This window comes from Micromonospora palythoicola, from assembly GCF_036689795.1.
GTDB classification, from domain to species: domain Bacteria; phylum Actinomycetota; class Actinomycetes; order Mycobacteriales; family Micromonosporaceae; genus Micromonospora; species Micromonospora palythoicola.
This window is the reverse complement of the sequence record NZ_JBAGKI010000067.1, coordinates 15,317-32,352: the sequence shown is the minus strand read 5'-3', so window position 1 is coordinate 32,352 and position 17,036 is coordinate 15,317. Positions and strand designations below refer to the sequence as shown.

Sequence of the window (17,036 nt, the reverse complement as noted above, 5' to 3'; positions counted from 1 at the left end):
GCAAGATCGCGGGGCGGGGGGTGGGGGGTGGGGGGCGGGGGGTGGGGGGTGGGGGGTGGGGGGCGGGGGGTGGGGGGTGGGGGGTCAGCGGGTGCGGCGGTTGGCGAGGAGGGCGTTGAGGATGACCGTGGGGGTGGCCAGGGAACTCGGGTGTTTGCGCATCGAGACGACGTCGTTGAACCGGCGGGCGGTGGCCACGTCGGTGACGGTCGCCGCGATGATCTGCCGGCTCACCCAGCTGGAGAGCCGGTAGCCGCGCGGGTAGGGACCGTCTACGTGCGGCAACGCCAGGTCGGCCGAGGTGGAGATCGACCAGGCGGCGTCGACCACGACCTTCTGCAGAGCGAAGAAGTGACGGGCCGGCAGGCCGAGGTCCGGGCCGGACCGCAGGTAGCTCGCCAGGCAGGCCGCGTGCAGCGCGGCGGCGGTGATGCCCTGGCCGTACACCGGATTGAACGAGGCGACCGCGTCACCGACGCTCACCAGCGCCGCCGGCAGCCGGGTCAGCGCGTGGAAGTCCCGGCGCCGGCTGTCGGCGTGCCGGTAGGTCTGCACGTCGCCGAGGAGTTCGCTGTCGGCGACCACCGCGAACTCCGGCGGGAACTGCTCCCGCAGCCGGCGGACGAAATCCTCGGCGGTGCGGCCGGGTCGGTTCTCCCCGTAGCCGGCCATCATGGCCATCCACCGACCGTCCTCGATCGCGAAGAAGGCGGCACCGGCCACGTCCGCCGACGTCGTCGGGCTGTGCAGCGCCAGCACCACCGCGTGCTCCGGGTTCGCCTCGGAGCGCCGGAACAACGCGGTCGCGTAGTTGAGGTGCACCGTCATCCGCCGCAGCGCCGGCCGCTCCCAGCCGGCCTCCGCCAACCAGTCGGACAGCCGGCTGGACCGCCCCATGGCGTCCACCACCAGGTCGGCGTGCTCGACACCGGGCGAACCGCCGACGTCGCACCGCACGCCGCTGGTCACGTCGCCGTCGAAGACCAGGCCGGTGGCCCGCGCGGTGATCGTCTTGACGTTCGGCAGGCGCAGCACCTGCTGCCGGATCAACGACTCCAGCAGCGGCCGGCTGCCGGCCAGGCTGTCCGCGTCGTCCGGCACGACGACCTTCAGCCGGCCGTCCAGGTAGGTCCGCCGGGCCGCGGGCGGAGCCTCCACCGCCCCCCGCGCCAGGGCCTGCTCCCGGAACCCGGGGAACAGCCGCTCCAACAGGAGGAACCCGCCGGGCAACAGGGCGTGCAGCTGGGTTCCCTGTGGTACGCCCGACCGTCCACCGGTGGCGTGCAGGTCGTCGCGGTCGACGACCACCACGCACTCGGCGTGGTCGGACAGCACCCGGGCGGCCAGCATCCCGGCGATGCTGCCGCCGACCACCACCGCCTTGCCGATGACGGGAGACGGCTGGTCGGGCGGTCGCACCGCGTTCAGCGCGGCGAGGACCCGAGCCGGGGAGCGGGACATCGTGCTCTCCAAAGGGGTACGAGGTGGGACGCGTTCCCGCCGGCCTGCCAGTGACCGTTGCCCGGGCAGGCCGACGGAGCCGGGCGGTCGGCATGACGCCCAACGATCGTTGCACAGCAAGGGAACGCCAACGGCGATCCGGTCGTACCTCCGTCACACCGCCGCGTCGGCTCAGGTCCGGACGGCACCGTCCGGCGCGGCGTCGCGTCCGCTGCCCGCCCGGTTGACCAGGTACCCGAATGCGGCAGCCGTGAAGAACATGACGATGCCGTAGACCGCGCCGGGAATCGCCATCCGGGTGCTGTCGAGCAGCGCCGGACTGAGCGCGATGGTGATGGCCAGCGTGCTGTTGTGGATGCCGATCTCGAACCCGGCCGCCTTGGCGGCGCTGCGCTCGACCCCGGCCAGCCTCGGCACCCCGTACCCGATGCCGAGGCTGAGCAGGTTGAACGCGAGTACGGCCAGACCGACGGAGACGAAGTAGTCGGCGAGGTTCTCCCGCTCACCGAGCACCGCACCGGCGATCACCGCGACCAGTACCACCACGGACAGCACCCGGACCGGGCGGTCCAGTCGCTCGGCCACCCGGGCCCAGCGTGCCCGGATCAGCATGCCGGCCACGACCGGGACGAGCACGATCGCGAACACCTGGAGCACCTTGTCGAACTGCAACCCGATGCTCCGCGCGTCGCCGAGGAAGTACGCCGCCGACAGGTTGACCACGATCGGCAGGGTGAACACCGCCAGCACCGAGTTGATGGCGGTCAGGGTGATGTTCAGCGCCACGTGGCCGCCGAAGAGGTGACTGTAGAGGTTGGCCGTGGTGCCGCCCGGCGAGGCGGCCAACAGCATCATCCCGACCGCCAGTTCGGGCGGCAGGTCGAAGGCGAGCACCAGGCCGAAGCAGAGCGCCGGGAGCAGCAGCACCTGGCACCCCAGCGCGATGACGGCGGCCTTCGGGTGCCGGGCCACCCGGCGGAAGTCGCCGGTGGTCAGGCCGAGACCCAGACCGAGCATGATGATGCCGAGGGCGACGGGTAGTCCGATCAGGGTCAGGGCGGAGTCCATGACACGACATCGTTACCACCGGGTAATGCACTGGCAATCCTCCATGCGGCCGGGGTGTCCGCTCCCCCCGCTCAGAACTGGACGACCCGCCCCACCCGGGGCGGGGTGCGGCCCGCGAGCACGTCGAGCCAGGCACTCTCCAGTGCGGCCGGGCCGGTGCCGAGCTGGACGTCGACCCACCCGCCGGCCACCTCGGTGAAGCGCTGCCAGGCGTCGGCGAACCGTCGGTCGAGCCCGTCGCGACCCCAGTCGAGGCGGCGCTTGCGCATCTGCACCGGAGCGAAGAAGACCTCCCCGGCGGCATCGGCGTTCGGGATCTGGTTGGTCAGGCCGACCGCGATGTCGCGCACCAGCCGGTCGCCGAGGTGCCGCCGCAGGGCGGCCCGGGTCGCGGGAGCACCGGACAGGTCGAGGTACGCGGTCGGCACCGGGTCGAGGGCGGCGATCCCGTCGTACGGCAGCACCTCGTCGTAGCAGCCGAGCGCGCGGGTGAACTCGACGTTGCCGGGCGAGGTGAGCCCGATCAGGCGTGGGCCGCGCCCGCGTAGTTCGACGGCGGCGGCGTACGCGGTCTTGCTGGACGCCGAGGAGACGACCAGCGACGTCGCGCCGTAGCAGTCGTTGTCGACGACCTGGTCGGCCAGCATGAAGGAGGTGAAGAACAGCGGCCGGAACAGGATCAGCAGGTCCTCCTGGTCGACCCGGTACGCCGGGTCACCGACGATCGCGCGGTACCCGTTGTACGGCGAGGGCAGGTCGGCCCGGTGCGCGCTGGCGTCCCGGAACCCGGTGGCGTCCACCCTCGCCGGCCGGACCACCAGGTGTCCGGCCGGCGGAAGGTAGCCGTACACCCGGCACCCCATCTCGACCTCGGCGACGGTCGAGGCGACCACCTCGGCGAAGCCCCACACCGGCGGCAGCCCCCACTGCCCACCCAGCCCGTGGTGGTCGGGTGGAAAGAACTCCCAGTAGCGCATCGAGTCGCCGAGCACCGCGTAGGTGACGTTGTTCGCGGTCAGTCCGACCCGGTCCACGCGCAACAGCGCCTCGCCGTCGGACAGCGCGGGCACGGCACGCTCCACCAGGGTGGTGCGGCTCAGCTCGGCACGGGCCACGGCGAACGTCCAGGAGGCAGCCATGCCGAAGACGCTAGGCAGCCGAAGCCACCGAAACAAGATGCACTGCTAGTGCAAAATCCCACTCGCCGTGGTCAGCGGGCCGCCATGCGGCGGGTCAGTTCGGCCGCCCGGTACGCCGCGACCCGGCGGGCCTCCCGGGCCACGAAGCGCCGCAGCGGTGCCGGCGCGTCGGCGGTGACCCGCTCGTGCACCCGCGTGCCCGCCGACTCGGCGGTCAGCGTCACCGCGGCCCGCAGGGACACCCAGCCCGGACTGCTCACCTCGCTGACCAGCGGGCCGTGCGGCGGCGTCGAGACCATGCGTACCCGGATGCGGTTGTCCCACCGCACCGGCCCGACCAGCCGGAACCGCTCGACGGCGAGGTACTCGGCGACCGCGCGGCCCTCGTCGTCGTGACCGTGCCGCACCTCGTCGACCGCCACGATCAGCGGTGACAGTCCGATGTAGCTGCGCGGATCGGCCAGGTGCGCGTACACCACCTCGGGCGGGGCCGGGACGGTGCAGGTGGTCTCGAACGCGATCGGCGGCTTCCGGTCCTCGGGCACGCCCAATCGTGGCACGCCGACGGCCGGACCATGTCCCGCCACCGGCGTGCCCGACCGGTCGCCACGGTGGTCGAGCGGGTCGCCCTGGTCGCCGGGCGGAGCTACCCCGCTGCCGCCTTCGTCAGGCCGCGCTCGACCGCCGCGATGAGCTGCGGCCGCAGTTCCTCGGGCTGGATGATGGCGTCCACCGAGCCGACCTCGACCGCCCGCTGGATGCTGTGCACCCCGTCGAACTCGGCGGCCACCTCCGCCAGCTTCTCCGCCCGCACCGACGTGCGTACGTCCATCAGCCGCGTCACCAGCGCCGCCCGCTGCCCGCCGCTCGCCGCCGCGACGCCGGCCTCCAGCTCGGCCACCCGGGGATCCTTCGCGGTACGGGCGTCGACGTCACCGGCGAACACCACCGCCGCGGCCGGTGCGCCGCCGATGACGGAGGCGAAGGAGCCCGCCACGGCGAGGACCGTCATGTTCGGGTTGAGCGCCTTGGAGAAGACCACGAACGCGCCGCCGTGGTACCGCGAGATCACGCAGAAGACGATCGGTCCGTCGAAGTTGACGATCGCCCGGCCGATCTCCGCGCCGTACTCCAGCTGCAACTGGCGCATCGACTCCGGCGAGCCGTCGAAGCCGGAGAGGTTCGCCAGCACCACGAGCGGCCGGTTTCCGCTCGCCGCGTTTATCGCCCGGGCGGCCTTCTTGGACGAGCGCGGGAAGAGCGTGCCGGCGGTGTAGGTGTCCGGCCCGTCGGTGGGCGGGAACCCGCGCCGGGGCACCGAGCGGGACTCGATGCCGAGCAGGCACACCGGGATGCCGCCGAGGTGCACGTCCTGCACGACCGCCGTCTCCGCGTCGGCCATGCCCGCCCAGCGTTCCAGCACCGCGTGGTCCTGGTCGGCCAGGGCCCGCATCAGCGTACGGATGTCGAACGCCTTCTTGCGGTCGGGGTTGCGCTCCCTGGAGAAGATCTCGCCGACGGTGGTGAAGTCGCTGTCCGCCACCGCGTGCGGGTAGTCGGAGATGTCACGGTCGATCGGGTCGGTGGTGACCGCACGACGTGGCCGGCTCTCCCCCGGTGCCACGTAGGCGTGGTCGTGGTACGCCATCAGCACCCGGTGGGCGCCGCGCAGGTCCGGCGCCCAGTACTGGGCCTGACCATTGGGACCCATCACCCGGTCGTAGCCGCCGATGCCGAAGTTGTCCTCGGCGGAGACCCCACCGGAGAAGTCGAGCGACTGCTTGCCGGTCAGCACCATCGCCGAGTCGGGCGTCATCACCAGGATGCCCCGGGTGTGCATGAGCATCGTGGCCTCGGCGTTCCAGTACGGCTGGGCGCCCACGGTGATGCCCGCGACGACGATGTTGATCTCACCGCCGTCCTGGGTGAACTCGACGATCCGCTTGAGCGCGGCGGCCACCCAGTCCATGTTCTCGGTGCCCGAACTCATCGAGATCCGCGCGCCGGCCGACAGCGCGAACCAGTCGACCGGTACCCGCATCCGCTCGGCCAGGTCGAGCGCGGCGATCACCCGGGCGCACTCCGGCTCGGCCAGCGCGCCCAGCGCCCTGGTCGGGTCGCCGAGCAGCACCACCCGGGTGACACCCTCCGGATAGCGCTCGGTGGGCGTGCTCGCCACCCCGACGACGATGCCCGCCCTGTTCTGGCCCTTGGGTCGCCGCACCGGCACCAGTTCGCCGGAGTCGGTCAGGTCGTGCTCGACGAAGCTGCCGTTGCGGCCGGCCAGCAGCTCGGTCAGCTCGTACGGGTAGGTGGTGCCGCGCCGCCGAGCCGACAGCACCTTCTGCCGGTAGTCGTCGAGCGGTTGGATCAGCTCCGCCGTCGGCTCGGTGACCGAGATGCGCATGCCCTCGGCGTAGGAGATCTGCACCGCGATGTCGGTCAGCTCACCGGTGTCCGCGTTCCGCTGGCGGCCGAGGAACAGCACCTCCTCCAGTCCGGCGTCCGCCGTGATCGGCAGCACCCGCTGGGCGACGGTGTTCAGCTCCTCGATGCTCAGCTCGTTGGGCGGCCAGACGAAGATGGTGATCCGGTTGGTGTCGAACCGCTTCTTCGCCGGGCGCTGCGCCTGCACCTTGCGGATCGCGTCGAGGCAGGCGTCGAGCGCACCCTCGACCGCGGGCAGCGCCAGGATCCGACCGTCGGTGTCGCGCAGCGGGGTGAGGTCGCGTACCTGGGCCATCGCCGCCAGCCGCTCGTCGGCCGGATTGTTTGGGGCGACGCAGTGGAAGAGGTACACCTCCTCGTCGGCCGAGGGCAGCCGGGTCAGGTCGAAGTTGCGCAGCCGGGGCAGTTGCAGACGCTGGGCGATCAGTGGGTGCAGGCCCCGGATCACCCGGTCCTCGCCCAGGTCCGGCCGGAAGGTGAAGTGGTGGTGCATCTCGGCGCCGTTACGGCCGGCGACGGAGATCGTCACCCGCTGGAGCATGTCCAGCAGGCCGGCCTGGTCGAGCACCTTACGCAGGGTCGCGGCCATCGCCTCCGCGTCGGGCTGCTCGGCCCAGGTCAGGTACACGTCGGCGACCGACGGCGCGGGATCGCCGCCCGCCACCAGCGAGCCGTCGTGCGCGCCGACCAGCGTGGCGATCTCCGTCAGGGTCGCCGGCAGCCCGGCGAAGTCCGTGGCCGCGGCGACCAGTCGGAAGCGTTCGCCGTCGCGGTCGTACCCGGCGGTGAAGAACGACCGTCCCGCCACCTGTACGGCCCGGGCGTCGCTCGCGCCACGGCTGCCGTAGTAGCGGCGACTGAGCACCTCGAGCATCGGGCCGTGGTCGACGCCCGGCCGGCCGATGCGCTGGGCGAGCAGCCGGACCAGCGGCTCCGGTGAGGCGACCATCGTCGCGATCCGCTCGGCCCGGTCGGCCGCGCCGGGGTCGCGGTCGAGGTGACGCAGGTTGCGCCGCACGTCGGCGTACACCTCGGCCCGCTTGCGGCGCAGCATCGGCTGGGCCGCCCAACGGAACACCACGCTCCGGGCGAGGTCGCCGATCACCGGGAAGCGGCGCTGGGTGGCGAAGATCAGGTGTTCCAACGCCTGACCGACCAGCTCGCGCAGGCTGTCGGCGGGCGGTGGCTCGGTCAGCCACCGTTGCAGGAAGGTGACGACCACCTTCACGTCGACCGCCGCCCGCTGCTGGGCGAGGAAGATCCGGAAGACGGCCTCCTCCAGCTCCGGCGTCCGCTCGAAGTCCTCGACGCCGTAGTGGGCGAGCACCCGGGCGAGGCGCTGACGGAACGTCTCCGGCAGGGCGGCCCGCTCGACGTCGAGGCACTGGAGGTAGGAGTGGAAGTACTCGCGCGGGCTGTGCACCCGGGTGTCGGTCCTGGTCTCCTCGCCGGCCGGCCGGTTGCGGCTGAGCTCGGACAGGTCGGCGAAGACCTGGAGCAGCTCGACCTCCTCCTCCAGCGGCCGGTGCGGCAGTTCGGCCCGGGCGGCCAGGTACGCGGCGAGGACACGGCGCTCGTCGCGCGGGTCCAGGTCGTAGCCGAGCAGCAGACTGCGCAGGTCGGCGATGCCCCGCGCGACCCGGTCACCGGCCGACAGGCCGCTCGGCTCGGGCGGCAGTTCCAGGTCGACGGCGCTGGACTCGGCGACCTCGCTCGCGGTCGGATCGCCGAGCGGCTCCAGGCGCAGCAGCGGTGCGCCGGTCTCCACCTGGCTGCCGACGGAGACCAGGCACTCGCGTACCTTCGCCGCGAACGGGGCGCGCAGCACGGTCTCCATCTTCATGCTCTCCAGCACCAGCACCGGCGCGCCGGCCTCGACCTCGTCGCCCACCGCGAGCGGGGTCGCGACGACGAGCGCGGGTGACAGGGAGCGCAGTACGCCGCCCTCGTCGCGGCTGACCCGGTGCGTGACGCCGTCGACCTCGACCAGGTGGATGGGTCCGTGGGTATCGGTGACCAGCCGGAACCGCCGGCCGTTGACCAGGATCCGTCCGCTGTGCTCGTCGTAGCGCTCCAGTTCGACGTCCACCGTCGCCGTCTCACCGACGCCGACCCGGAACCGGTGTGGTCCGGTCTGCGCGACGGAGACCCGGTAGGTCGCGCCGCGCAGCTTCAGGTCGATCGGCCGGCCGCTGACGTGCTGGACCTGGGGACGGCCGCCGTGCGCGGTGGAGAGCAGGCGCTGCCGCTCCACGTGCGCCTCGTCCTCGTACGCCTCGATGGCGGCGGCGGCCAGCGCCACCCCGGAGTGCCGGGTGCAGACCAGGCGGCCCTGCGCGCGGACCCGGTCGATCCAGCCGGTGTCCGCGCTGGCGTCGATCACCTCGGGCTGGTCCAGCAGGTCGAGCAGGAAACTCTTGTTGCTCGCACCGCCCTCGATGATCACCGTGGTCTCGGTGACCGCGCGTCGCAACCGGCTCAGCGCCTCGTCGCGACTGCGGCCGTACGCGATGATCTTCGCGATCATCGAGTCGAAGTCGGCGGGGATCACGTCGCCCTCGCTGACCCCGGTGTCCACTCGCACGCCGGGTCCGCTGGGCAGCACCAGTCGCACGATCCGACCGGGCGACGGGGCGAAGTCCCGGTCGGGGTCCTCGGCGTTGAGCCGGGCCTCGACGGCGTGCCCCGCCTCGACCGGGATCCGGTCACCGAGCCGCCCCCCGGCCGCCACCTGGATCTGCGCCTTCACCAGGTCGAAGTCGGTGGTGGCCTCGGTGATCGGATGCTCCACCTGCAACCGGGTGTTGACCTCCAGGAAGGCGAACATCCGGTCACCCGGGTGGTAGAGGAACTCCACGGTGCCCGCGCCCCGGTAGTCCACGGCCAGCGCGAGCCGCTCGGCCGCCTCCTTCAGCTCGCGGGTCTGCTCGGCGGAGAGCACCGGCGAGGCGGATTCCTCGATCACCTTCTGGTTGCGTCGCTGCACCGAGCAGTCCCGGACGCCCAGCGCCCAGGCGGTGCCCTGGCCGTCGGCGATCACCTGCACCTCGACGTGCCGCGCGCCGGTGACCAGCCGCTCCAGGAAGACCACACCGCTGCCGAACGCGCGCTGCGCCTCCAGGCTCGTGCGCTCGTACGCCTCGGCGAGTTCGGTGTCGCTGCGCACCACCCGGATGCCCCGGCCACCACCGCCCGCGGTCGCCTTCAGCATCAGCGGGTAGCCGATCTCGGCCGCGGCGCGCTGGGCCGCGGCGAGACTCTCCACCGCGCCGCGACTCCACGGCGCCACCGGGACGCCGACCTCCTCGGCGATCAGCTTCGCGCCGATCTTGTCGCCGAGCTTGCGCATCGCCTCCGGGCTCGGGCCGATGAAGGTGACGCCGTTCTTCTCGCACAGCTCGGCGAAGGCCGGGTCCTCGGCCACGAAGCCCCAACCCACCCAGGCCGCGTCGGCGCCGCTGTCGTGCAGCGCCCGTTCCAGCACCCGGTGGTCCAGGTACGGCCGGGCGGACGCGGGCCCGAGGCAGTAGCTGTGGTCGGCCTCGCGTACGAAGGTGGCCGACCGCTCCGCCTCGGTGTAGAGCGCGACGGTCTCGATCGGCGGGGCGTCGGTCTCGGCGTTGAGCTCGCGAACAGCGTGGATCAGCCGCATGGCGGCCTCTCCCCGGTTGACGATGGCGATGCGGCTGAACACCGAGCAGGCCTCCGGAAGATCGTCCTTGACAGGAGGGGACGCTCCCTCGGACAGGGGGTCCCGCTCAACCAACCTTCGTGGCTACCGGCGGGTAAGGAAGACGTGGGAACTACCACCTCCGGACAACGGATTTTGTCGAGACCCTCCAACGCCACGCTTCGGCCCGGACGGCGGGTGGCCCGGGTCACCCCGGGCGAGCCCCGAACGACCACGCCGGGTCGAGGCGACAAACACCCTGCGTGGCGGTCGGATCTCCCAAGATCATCAACATTTCCCTGACGGACCTGGTGCTATACGGTCAGCGGGTGAGAGTTGAGCGTCACTGGTGGAACGGCGACCACACCCCACGCGGACGTCGCGACGTCTACATCCGCACCGACGGGGAGTCGTGGGAGGTCGAGGCCCGGGCCGGCGGCGGCACCGGCCGCTCGAAGATCTACCCCTGCCCCGGCCGCAAGTCGGCGGAGATCCTGGCCGGTGCGTGGATGGGCGGCCAGAGCCGCTGGCGGGTCGTGGCACCCTCCTGAACCGCACCGGCAGCCGGCCAGTCGTCGGTCGGGTAGGATGATCGTGCGACCCGCCCGACGGCGGGTCCGACTCGATGTCCCAGACCCCGCGCCGTCGACGCGCCCGGCCATGGCCGGCAACGCAGCGCCGGGTGGGACGTCCCCTTCGACGTTCGGAGCCTTCATGGCGGCACGCCGCCCGCAGCAACAGACCACCCCGCCCACCGTCCCGACCTTCGCCGAGCTGGGCGTGCCCGCCGCACTCACCCGGGTGCTGGCCGCGAGCGGGGTGGAGCGGCCATTCCCGATCCAGGCCGCCACACTGCCCGACGCCCTGGCCGGTCGCGACGTGCTCGGTCGGGGCCGCACCGGTTCGGGCAAGACGTACGCCTTCGCCCTGGCGGTGCTCACCCGGCTGGCCGCCACCGCGACGCCCCGCCGGCCCGGACGGCCCCGGGCGCTCATCCTCGCGCCCACCCGGGAGCTGGCCACCCAGATCGACAGCGTGATGGCGCCGCTGGCCCAGGCGTTGTCGCTGCGCACCATGACCGTCTTCGGCGGCGTCGCCGCGCGGCCACAGATCGCCGGGTTGCGCGCCGGGGTCGACGTGCTGGTGGCCTGCCCGGGCCGGCTCGCCGACCACGTGCAGGCCGGGCACGCCCACCTGGACGCCGTCGAGATCAGCGTGCTCGACGAGGCCGACCACATGGCCGACCTGGGGTTCCTGCCGACCGTCCGCCGGCTGCTGGAGCTGACCCCGCGCGATGGGCAACGGCTGCTCTTCTCCGCCACCCTGGACTCCGGCGTCGACGTGCTCGTGCGGCGTTTCCTCACCGATCCGGTGGTGCACAGCGTCGACTCTCCCCGGTCGCCGGTCGCCGCGATGACGCACCACGTGCTGCACGTGCAGGCCGAGGACCGGTTCGCCGTGCTGGTCGACCTGACCGCCGCGCCGGGCCGGACGGTGGTGTTCACCCGCACCAAGCGCGGCGCCAAGACCCTCACCCGCCGGCTGGTCGCGGCCGGGGTGGCCGCGGTGGAGCTGCACGGCAACCTGGCCCAGGGCGCGCGCACCAGGAACCTCCAGGCGTTCTCCGACGGCACGGTGCGCACGCTCGTGGCCACCGACATCGCGGCGCGGGGCATCCACGTGGACGACGTGGCCCTCGTCGTGCACGCCGATCCACCCGTGGAGCACAAGGCGTACCTGCACCGGTCGGGGCGTACCGCCCGGGCCGGCGCGGCCGGGACGGTCGTCACGCTGATGACCGACACGCAGGCCCCCGAGGTGCGGGAGCTGACCCGCAAGGCGGGCATCGCGGCGACCACCACCCGACTGCGTCCCGGGGACGCGCTGCTGCGTCAGCTCGCGCCGGGGGAACGAACGCTCGCGGTCGCGCCGGCCGCCGGGACCCCGGCCACCCGGCGGGAGGTACCGCCCGCACCCACGGGTCGCCGTCGACGCGGCGGTAAATCCGCCCAGACCAGCGCGGCCCGGTCCGCTCCAGCCAACTCGGGGCGGGCGGCACCGGCCGGCTCGGCACGGTCCGCGTCGGCCGGCAGCGGACGATCCGGTGCCGCCCGGTCGGGCACCGGGCAGGCCGGTGCCGCGCGCTCCGGCGCGGCCGCGTTCTCCGCCCGGGCCCGGCCCGGCGGGCGTGGCGGCGGGCGCTGAGCGGCACCCACCCCCCCGACAACCTGGACGATCCACCTGAGCGCCCGCCGGCGATGCCGGCGGGCGTTTCCTTGCGCCACCCGAATACCTAGAACTACTATGCCTCACAGTTCTAGGTATTGGTGGTGGGAGAATCTCATGAAGGTCACCAAGGATCTCGTCGCCGCCTCGGCGACGCCGATGGTGCTCGGCATCCTGGCCGACGGGGAGAGCTACGGGTACGCCATCCTCAGGCGGATCAACGAGCTGTCCGACGGCGAGCTGGACTGGACCGAGGGGTTGCTCTATCCCCTGCTGCACCGGCTCGAACGGCTCGGTCACGTGAAGTCGAGCTGGCAGTCGGTTCCCGGGGAGCGGCGACGCAAGTACTACCGCATCACCGACAGCGGCCTGGCCGAGCTGGCCGAGCAACGTCGCCAGTGGGACACCGTGGTGAGCGCCCTCAAGGCGATCTGGGTCGACCCCGGCGACGTCCGACGCGCGGTGACGATTCCCCTGGGAGGTCTGGCATGACCGCGCCCGGCAGCCCCGACGGCGGCACGGCATCCCCCGGACCGGACGAACTGGAGGCCCAGTTCGCCCAGTGGCGTCACTACGTCCGCCGCCGGCCGGAGTTGCAGCGCGCCGACGCCGAGGAGTTGGAGGACCACCTGCGCGGCTCGGTCGACGAACTCATCGCCGCCGGCCTGCGCCCCGACGAGGCGTTCCTGGTCGCGGTCAAGCGGCTCGGCGGCCTGGACGAGCTGTCCCGCGAGTTCGCCCGGGAGCACTCGGAACGGCTGTGGAAGCAACTGGTCCTCACCGGCGGCACCGATGACCCGGAGAGGGACAACCGGTCCCGACGCGACCTGGTCGCGATGATCGTCTGCGCGGTCGGCGCGGCCGTGTCGATCAAGCTACCGGCGCTGTTCGGCCTGGATTTCGACCAGGACGGGGCCTTTTACGCCCCCAACTTCGCGTTGTTCACGCTGCCCTGGCTGGCCGCGTACCTGGCCTGGCGGCGCCGGGCCGGGACAGCGGTGATCGGGGTGATGGTGGCGTTGTTCGCCCTCGGCGCGGTGGCCGCCAACGTCTACCCCCTCGCGGAGAACTCCCAGTCGCTGGTGTTGACCACCATCCACCTGCCCATCGCCCTGTGGTTCGTGGTCGGCCTGGCCTACGTCTCCGACGACCTACGCTCGTCGCGGCGACGGATGGACTTCATCCGCTTCACCGGCGAGTGTTTCGTCTACTTCGTTCTCATCGCCCTCGGCGGCGGCGTGCTGACCGCCTTCACCGTCGGCACCTTCCAGGCCATCGGCATCGACCCGGAGGGCTTCGTCTCGCAGTGGTTGCTGCCGTGCGGCGTGGTGGCCGCGGTGGTCGTGGCGGGCTGGCTCGTCGAGGCCAAGCAGAGCGTCGTCGAGAACATCGCCCCCGTCCTCACCCGCCTGTTCACGCCGCTGTTCACCGCCGCGTTACTGGCCTTCCTGATCGCCATCGTCTGGACCACCGCCGGCATCAACGTCGAGCGGGAGGCCCTGATCCTGTTCGACCTGCTGCTGGTCGTGGTGCTGGGGCTGCTGCTCTACTCCATCTCGGCCCGCGACCCGCTGGCCCCGCCCGGCCTGTTCGACAGGTTGCAACTCGCCCTCGTGGTCAGCGCGCTCATCATCGACGTGCTGGTGCTGTGGGCGATCACCGAGCGGATCACCGAGTACGGCACCACCCCGAACAAGGCCGCCGCACTCGGTGAGAACGTCATCCTGCTGGCTAACCTCGCCTGGTCGGCGTGGTTGGTGCTGGGATTCGTCCGCCGGCGCACCCCGTTCGCGGCCCTGGAGCGCTGGCAGACCGGCTACCTACCGGTCTACGCCGGTTGGGCCTGGATCGTGGTGCTGCTCTTCCCCCCGCTGTTCAGTTACCTCTGATCCGCCACGCGCCCCGAGCGGCCACCGGTGCGAACGATCGTCGTCGCGACCCGTTCGAACGCGGTGGCCGCCCTTCCGGCAAGCGTCAGCTGCGAGCCATCGTGCGGCCGGGGCTCCCCGAACAAGGGCCACTGCTGGGCGAGCCGTACACGAAACAGCTGGATGGGAAGCTACGCGAGTTGCGGTTCTACCTGGAACGGCAAGCAGTCAGGATCACCTACTGGATCGCGTCGGACAAGCGGATCATCTTGCTGACCGTCTTTCACAAGACGCGTATGCGCGACGAGCGAGAGGTCGACCGAGCACGCCGGGTGTTGGCCAGATGCATCGATGAGGCGCACCGCGCCGTGGAGAAGGAGGGCTAGATCATGGGTGAGCGTAGTGATTGGGCCTCGCTGCGGGAGCGGCGGATGGCCGAGCCGGGGGCGGCGGAGGCGTACGACGTTACGCGGTTGGCGTTCGAACTCGGTCGTGCGATTCGAGAGCTTCGTGAGCGCCGAGGTTGGAGCCAGGCACAGCTTGCCAAGGAATCGGGGATGACGCAGTCGGCGGTCGCACGGTTCGAGGCCGGCGGCACCGTTCCGACCCTGCCCGTGTTGGGGCGGTTGGCGGCGGCCCTGGACGTCAGCCTCAGCGTCAGTTTCGAGCCACGCGACGCGGCTGCCTGAGTCGCCGGCGATCGCCTGCTGATCAGGCTCTGGGTTGACGCACGGTGGACGGTGGGCCGAAGGCGACCGGCACCCCCGGTGAGTAGAGCACGCTGACCGGCGGCCCCTGCGGCGGCGGCAGACCGGCGGCGGTCACCAGTTCGTCGTCCAGGGCGAGTAGTTCCGCCTGGTGCAGCGGCCAGCGGGGGTGCCAGTTCGGCAGGTGCCGGGTTCGCCCGTACGCCCGGGTGTGCAGGCCCCAGCGGGCGGTGACGAAGTGCTCCAGCGGCGTCGGCTCGGCGATCGGCTCGCCGACCCGGACCTCGATGCGGCTCGTCGCACCGGCCGGGCCGGGCCAGCGACGCCGGCAGCGGTAGCGGAGTCGGTCGCCGTCGCGTTCCAGGCTCATCGCCGACCACAGGTACGGCAACCGCAGGGTCGCCCGGGCCACCAGCACCGGCACCAGCCGGGAGGCGTCGAGCGAGCGGAACACCACGGCCCGCCGGCCGGAGCCGTCCACGGAGTACAACCGGACGTTGGTTTCCCAGAAGCTGCCGAAGTACGGCACACCCGGCCCGAGACCGAGCCCCAGCCCGACCATCCGGAAGCCGATCAACCCGACGTAGGTCAGCCCGTCGACGGTGTCCGGGCGGGTGCCGGCCGGCAGCAGCGGCGCGACCCGCTCCGGCGCCACCGGCCAGTGCAGGAAGACCAGGTCGTCCCAGCGTTGCCGAAGCATCGCGCGGCGGAATCCCCGGACGGGTGCCGCGTCGACCGGCTCGATGTCCACACACCGATCCTGCCGGACGGGCCGGCGTCACGGCACTCCCCTGGGTCGGCAGCACCGGCCCGTCCGATCAGGAGGAGGGGTGACGGCTGCTCATCCGGTTTCCGCCCGCCCGCTTCGCCGCGTACATCGCGCGGTCCGCGTTCGCCAGGGTCTCCCCCAGGGTGTACGGGTAGCCGCTGGCCACACCGACGCTGACCCGCACCTGCCAGGCGGTCATCCCGGCCACGGCGTCGACGGTCCGCTGGGCGACCTGCTCGGCGGCACCGAGATCGGCTCCCGGCAGGATCGCGACGAACTCGTCCCCGCCCAGTCGGGCCACGAAGTCGTCCCGGCGTACGCTCGCCGCGAGCACCTGCGCCACCCTCCGCAGCACGTCGTCGCCGGTGGCGTGCCCCAACGAGTCGTTGATCTGCTTGAACCGGTCCACGTCGACGATCAGCACGGCCACGGGGTCGGGCGCGCCCGTGGTGGGAGTGGCCAGGTTCTCCAGGAAGCTGTCGAGGCCACGCCGGTTGGCCACCCCGGTGAGTGGGTCGATCCGCGCGGCCCGTTCGGCCCGCTCGTGCTGCCACCGCAGCACGTCGTACGACTGCATGGTCACCGCCGCGTGCAGCCAGCGGTGCCGCTGCCGCCACAGCAGTTCCGCGAGCGCGTCGCCGTAGGTGAGGCCGGGCAGCGCGTCGCGCGCCCCGTTCTTCGCCAGCAGGACGGCGTGCGTACGGTGCAGCGCCGCGGTGATCAGCCAGTCGTTGTCGGCAGACAGGCCGGTAACCGCCTCCTCGATGACGCGCAGCGCCTCACCGGGCCGCCCGGACCGGCTGAGCGCGACGGCGTGGAACGGTCGGCACAGCAGTTGCTCCTGGTGTCGCTGTCCGACACCGTGCTCCCGCAGCGACGCCAGAACCCGGGGGATGTCCTCCGCCGCACCGGCCGGGTCCTGGCGGTCGGCGCGGGCGCACGCCGCGAACAGCGACGCGGAGAGCCGCCACACCTCCGCCTTGGGGCCGGAGGCTTCCGTCATCGCCCGCACCGCGTGTTCCTCGGCCACCGTGGTGTGCTTCTCCGCCTCGGCGACCTGACCGACCTGGTACAGCTCCAGGGCCCACATCAGGTTGAGTTCGGCGAGGTTGCACAGCCACATCGCCCGGTTGCCGTTGTCCGGGTACCCGGGTCGGCAGGTGGTCTCGTACGCCGCCTGGAACTGCGGCACCGCCAGCTCGTAGAGGCGCAGCTTCGCGTACCCGATCGCCAGCCCGGTGCGGGCGTTGCCCTCGATCACCGGATCGGGTTCGCCGGCCAGCAGCGCCGTCTCCGCGCGGACGAGATCCCGCAGGACGGCCTCGATGTCGTACTCGGCGATGTCCTGGTCGCCGAGGCGCAGCCGCCGGTCGGCGCGCAGCGACAACGCGCAGGAGCGCCACCCGGCGCTGTTCTCCCGCTCGGCGGCGACAAGCATCAGATCGGCGGCGGCGATCGCGGCGCGCAGGTCACCGAGCCGGGTCAGCGCGACGACCCGGGCGAAGTGCATCGCCGCGGGGCCGTCGCGCAGTTCCCCGGTCGGTTCCCGCAGTGCCGCGACCGCCTCCGCCAGCACCTGGGCCGCCCCACCGGCCTGCGCCTCCTCCAGTAGCCGCAGGGCTCGGAGGGTCACATCGTCCATGCGGTCTCCTCCGCACCGCCCAGGGAAGAACAGCCCGA

13 protein-coding genes are annotated in these 17,036 nt (G+C 72.2%); 6 read left to right on the top strand and 7 right to left on the bottom strand.

All coding sequences use genetic code 11. The features are described from left to right. Positions 1-84: 84 nt before the first annotated feature. From V5O40_RS23195 to V5O40_RS23175, 5 genes are all read right to left on the bottom strand, one after another. Positions 85-1,461 (bottom strand): FAD-dependent oxidoreductase, encoded by a 1,377-nt coding sequence (locus V5O40_RS23195; protein ID WP_332907417.1) that lies wholly within the window; start codon positions 1,459-1,461, stop codon positions 85-87. Between the two features lie 171 nt (positions 1,462-1,632). Next, positions 1,633-2,529, bottom strand: a complete 897-nt coding sequence (locus V5O40_RS23190; protein ID WP_281580492.1) for a bile acid:sodium symporter family protein — start codon at positions 2,527-2,529, stop codon at positions 1,633-1,635. Positions 2,530-2,600: 71 nt separating this feature from the next. Then, entirely contained in the window at positions 2,601-3,668 is a 1,068-nt protein-coding gene (locus V5O40_RS23185) for a DUF2855 family protein (protein WP_332907416.1), read from the bottom strand. 71 nt (positions 3,669-3,739) lie between these two features. Next, on the bottom strand, positions 3,740-4,213 hold the full coding sequence (locus V5O40_RS23180) for an SRPBCC family protein (RefSeq protein ID WP_332907415.1): 474 nt from the start codon (positions 4,211-4,213) through the stop codon (positions 3,740-3,742). A 101-nt stretch (positions 4,214-4,314) separates the two neighbouring features. Beyond that, on the bottom strand, positions 4,315-9,810 hold the full coding sequence (locus tag V5O40_RS23175; protein WP_332907414.1) for an ATP-binding protein: 5,496 nt from the start codon (positions 9,808-9,810) through the stop codon (positions 4,315-4,317). Positions 9,811-10,115: 305 nt separating this feature from the next. Here V5O40_RS23175 and V5O40_RS23170 point away from each other — a divergent pair, with 305 nt between their 5' ends. The 6 genes from V5O40_RS23170 to V5O40_RS23145 all read left to right on the top strand — a co-directional run bounded on the left by V5O40_RS23170 (position 10,116) and on the right by V5O40_RS23145 (position 14,569). Beyond that, positions 10,116-10,337 carry a hypothetical protein gene (locus V5O40_RS23170; RefSeq protein WP_099851929.1) on the top strand — a complete coding sequence of 74 codons (222 nt, stop codon included), beginning with the start codon at positions 10,116-10,118 and terminating at the stop codon, positions 10,335-10,337. A gap of 163 nt (positions 10,338-10,500) precedes the next feature. Continuing rightward, positions 10,501-11,991, top strand: coding sequence for a DEAD/DEAH box helicase (locus V5O40_RS23165; protein WP_332907413.1), 1,491 nt, complete (start codon positions 10,501-10,503; stop codon positions 11,989-11,991). 138 nt (positions 11,992-12,129) lie between these two features. Next, positions 12,130-12,504, top strand: a complete 375-nt coding sequence (locus tag V5O40_RS23160) for a PadR family transcriptional regulator (RefSeq protein ID WP_332907412.1) — start codon at positions 12,130-12,132, stop codon at positions 12,502-12,504. Beyond that, complete coding sequence (locus V5O40_RS23155; RefSeq protein ID WP_332907411.1) at positions 12,501-13,901, top strand: permease prefix domain 1-containing protein; 1,401 nt, start codon at positions 12,501-12,503, stop codon at positions 13,899-13,901. Before V5O40_RS23160 ends, V5O40_RS23155 begins: the two co-directional genes overlap by 4 nt. 101 nt (positions 13,902-14,002) lie before the next feature. Next, a complete protein-coding gene (locus V5O40_RS23150; RefSeq protein WP_332907410.1) occupies positions 14,003-14,266 on the top strand; it encodes a type II toxin-antitoxin system RelE/ParE family toxin in 264 nt (87 codons plus the stop codon). Between the two features lie 3 nt (positions 14,267-14,269). Continuing rightward, entirely contained in the window at positions 14,270-14,569 is a 300-nt protein-coding gene (locus V5O40_RS23145; protein WP_332907409.1) for a helix-turn-helix domain-containing protein, read from the top strand. Between the two features lie 22 nt (positions 14,570-14,591). Here V5O40_RS23145 and V5O40_RS23140 read toward each other — a convergent pair whose 3' ends face one another. Both V5O40_RS23140 and V5O40_RS23135 read right to left on the bottom strand, forming a co-directional pair. Beyond that, positions 14,592-15,338 carry a YqjF family protein gene (locus V5O40_RS23140; RefSeq protein ID WP_332907408.1) on the bottom strand — a complete coding sequence of 249 codons (747 nt, stop codon included), beginning with the start codon at positions 15,336-15,338 and terminating at the stop codon, positions 14,592-14,594. A gap of 67 nt (positions 15,339-15,405) precedes the next feature. Next, on the bottom strand, positions 15,406-16,998 hold the full coding sequence (locus tag V5O40_RS23135) for a GGDEF domain-containing protein (protein ID WP_332907407.1): 1,593 nt from the start codon (positions 16,996-16,998) through the stop codon (positions 15,406-15,408). Between the last annotated feature and the right edge of the window lie 38 nt (positions 16,999-17,036).

What these genes read in the sequence shown, in the direction of transcription:
- V5O40_RS23195 (WP_332907417.1), bottom strand. Translation starts at nt 1,461, where the DNA reads ATGTCCCGCTCCCCGGCTCGGGTCCTCGCCGCGCTGAACGCGGTGCGA.
- V5O40_RS23190 (WP_281580492.1), bottom strand. Translation starts at nt 2,529, where the DNA reads ATGGACTCCGCCCTGACCCTGATCGGACTACCCGTCGCCCTCGGCATC.
- V5O40_RS23185 (WP_332907416.1), bottom strand. Translation starts at nt 3,668, where the DNA reads ATGGCTGCCTCCTGGACGTTCGCCGTGGCCCGTGCCGAGCTGAGCCGC.
- V5O40_RS23165 (WP_332907413.1), top strand. Translation starts at nt 10,501, where the DNA reads ATGGCGGCACGCCGCCCGCAGCAACAGACCACCCCGCCCACCGTCCCG.
- V5O40_RS23160 (WP_332907412.1), top strand. Translation starts at nt 12,130, where the DNA reads ATGAAGGTCACCAAGGATCTCGTCGCCGCCTCGGCGACGCCGATGGTG.
- V5O40_RS23155 (WP_332907411.1), top strand. Translation starts at nt 12,501, where the DNA reads ATGACCGCGCCCGGCAGCCCCGACGGCGGCACGGCATCCCCCGGACCG.
- V5O40_RS23145 (WP_332907409.1), top strand. Translation starts at nt 14,270, where the DNA reads ATGGGTGAGCGTAGTGATTGGGCCTCGCTGCGGGAGCGGCGGATGGCC.
- V5O40_RS23135 (WP_332907407.1), bottom strand. Translation starts at nt 16,998, where the DNA reads ATGGACGATGTGACCCTCCGAGCCCTGCGGCTACTGGAGGAGGCGCAG.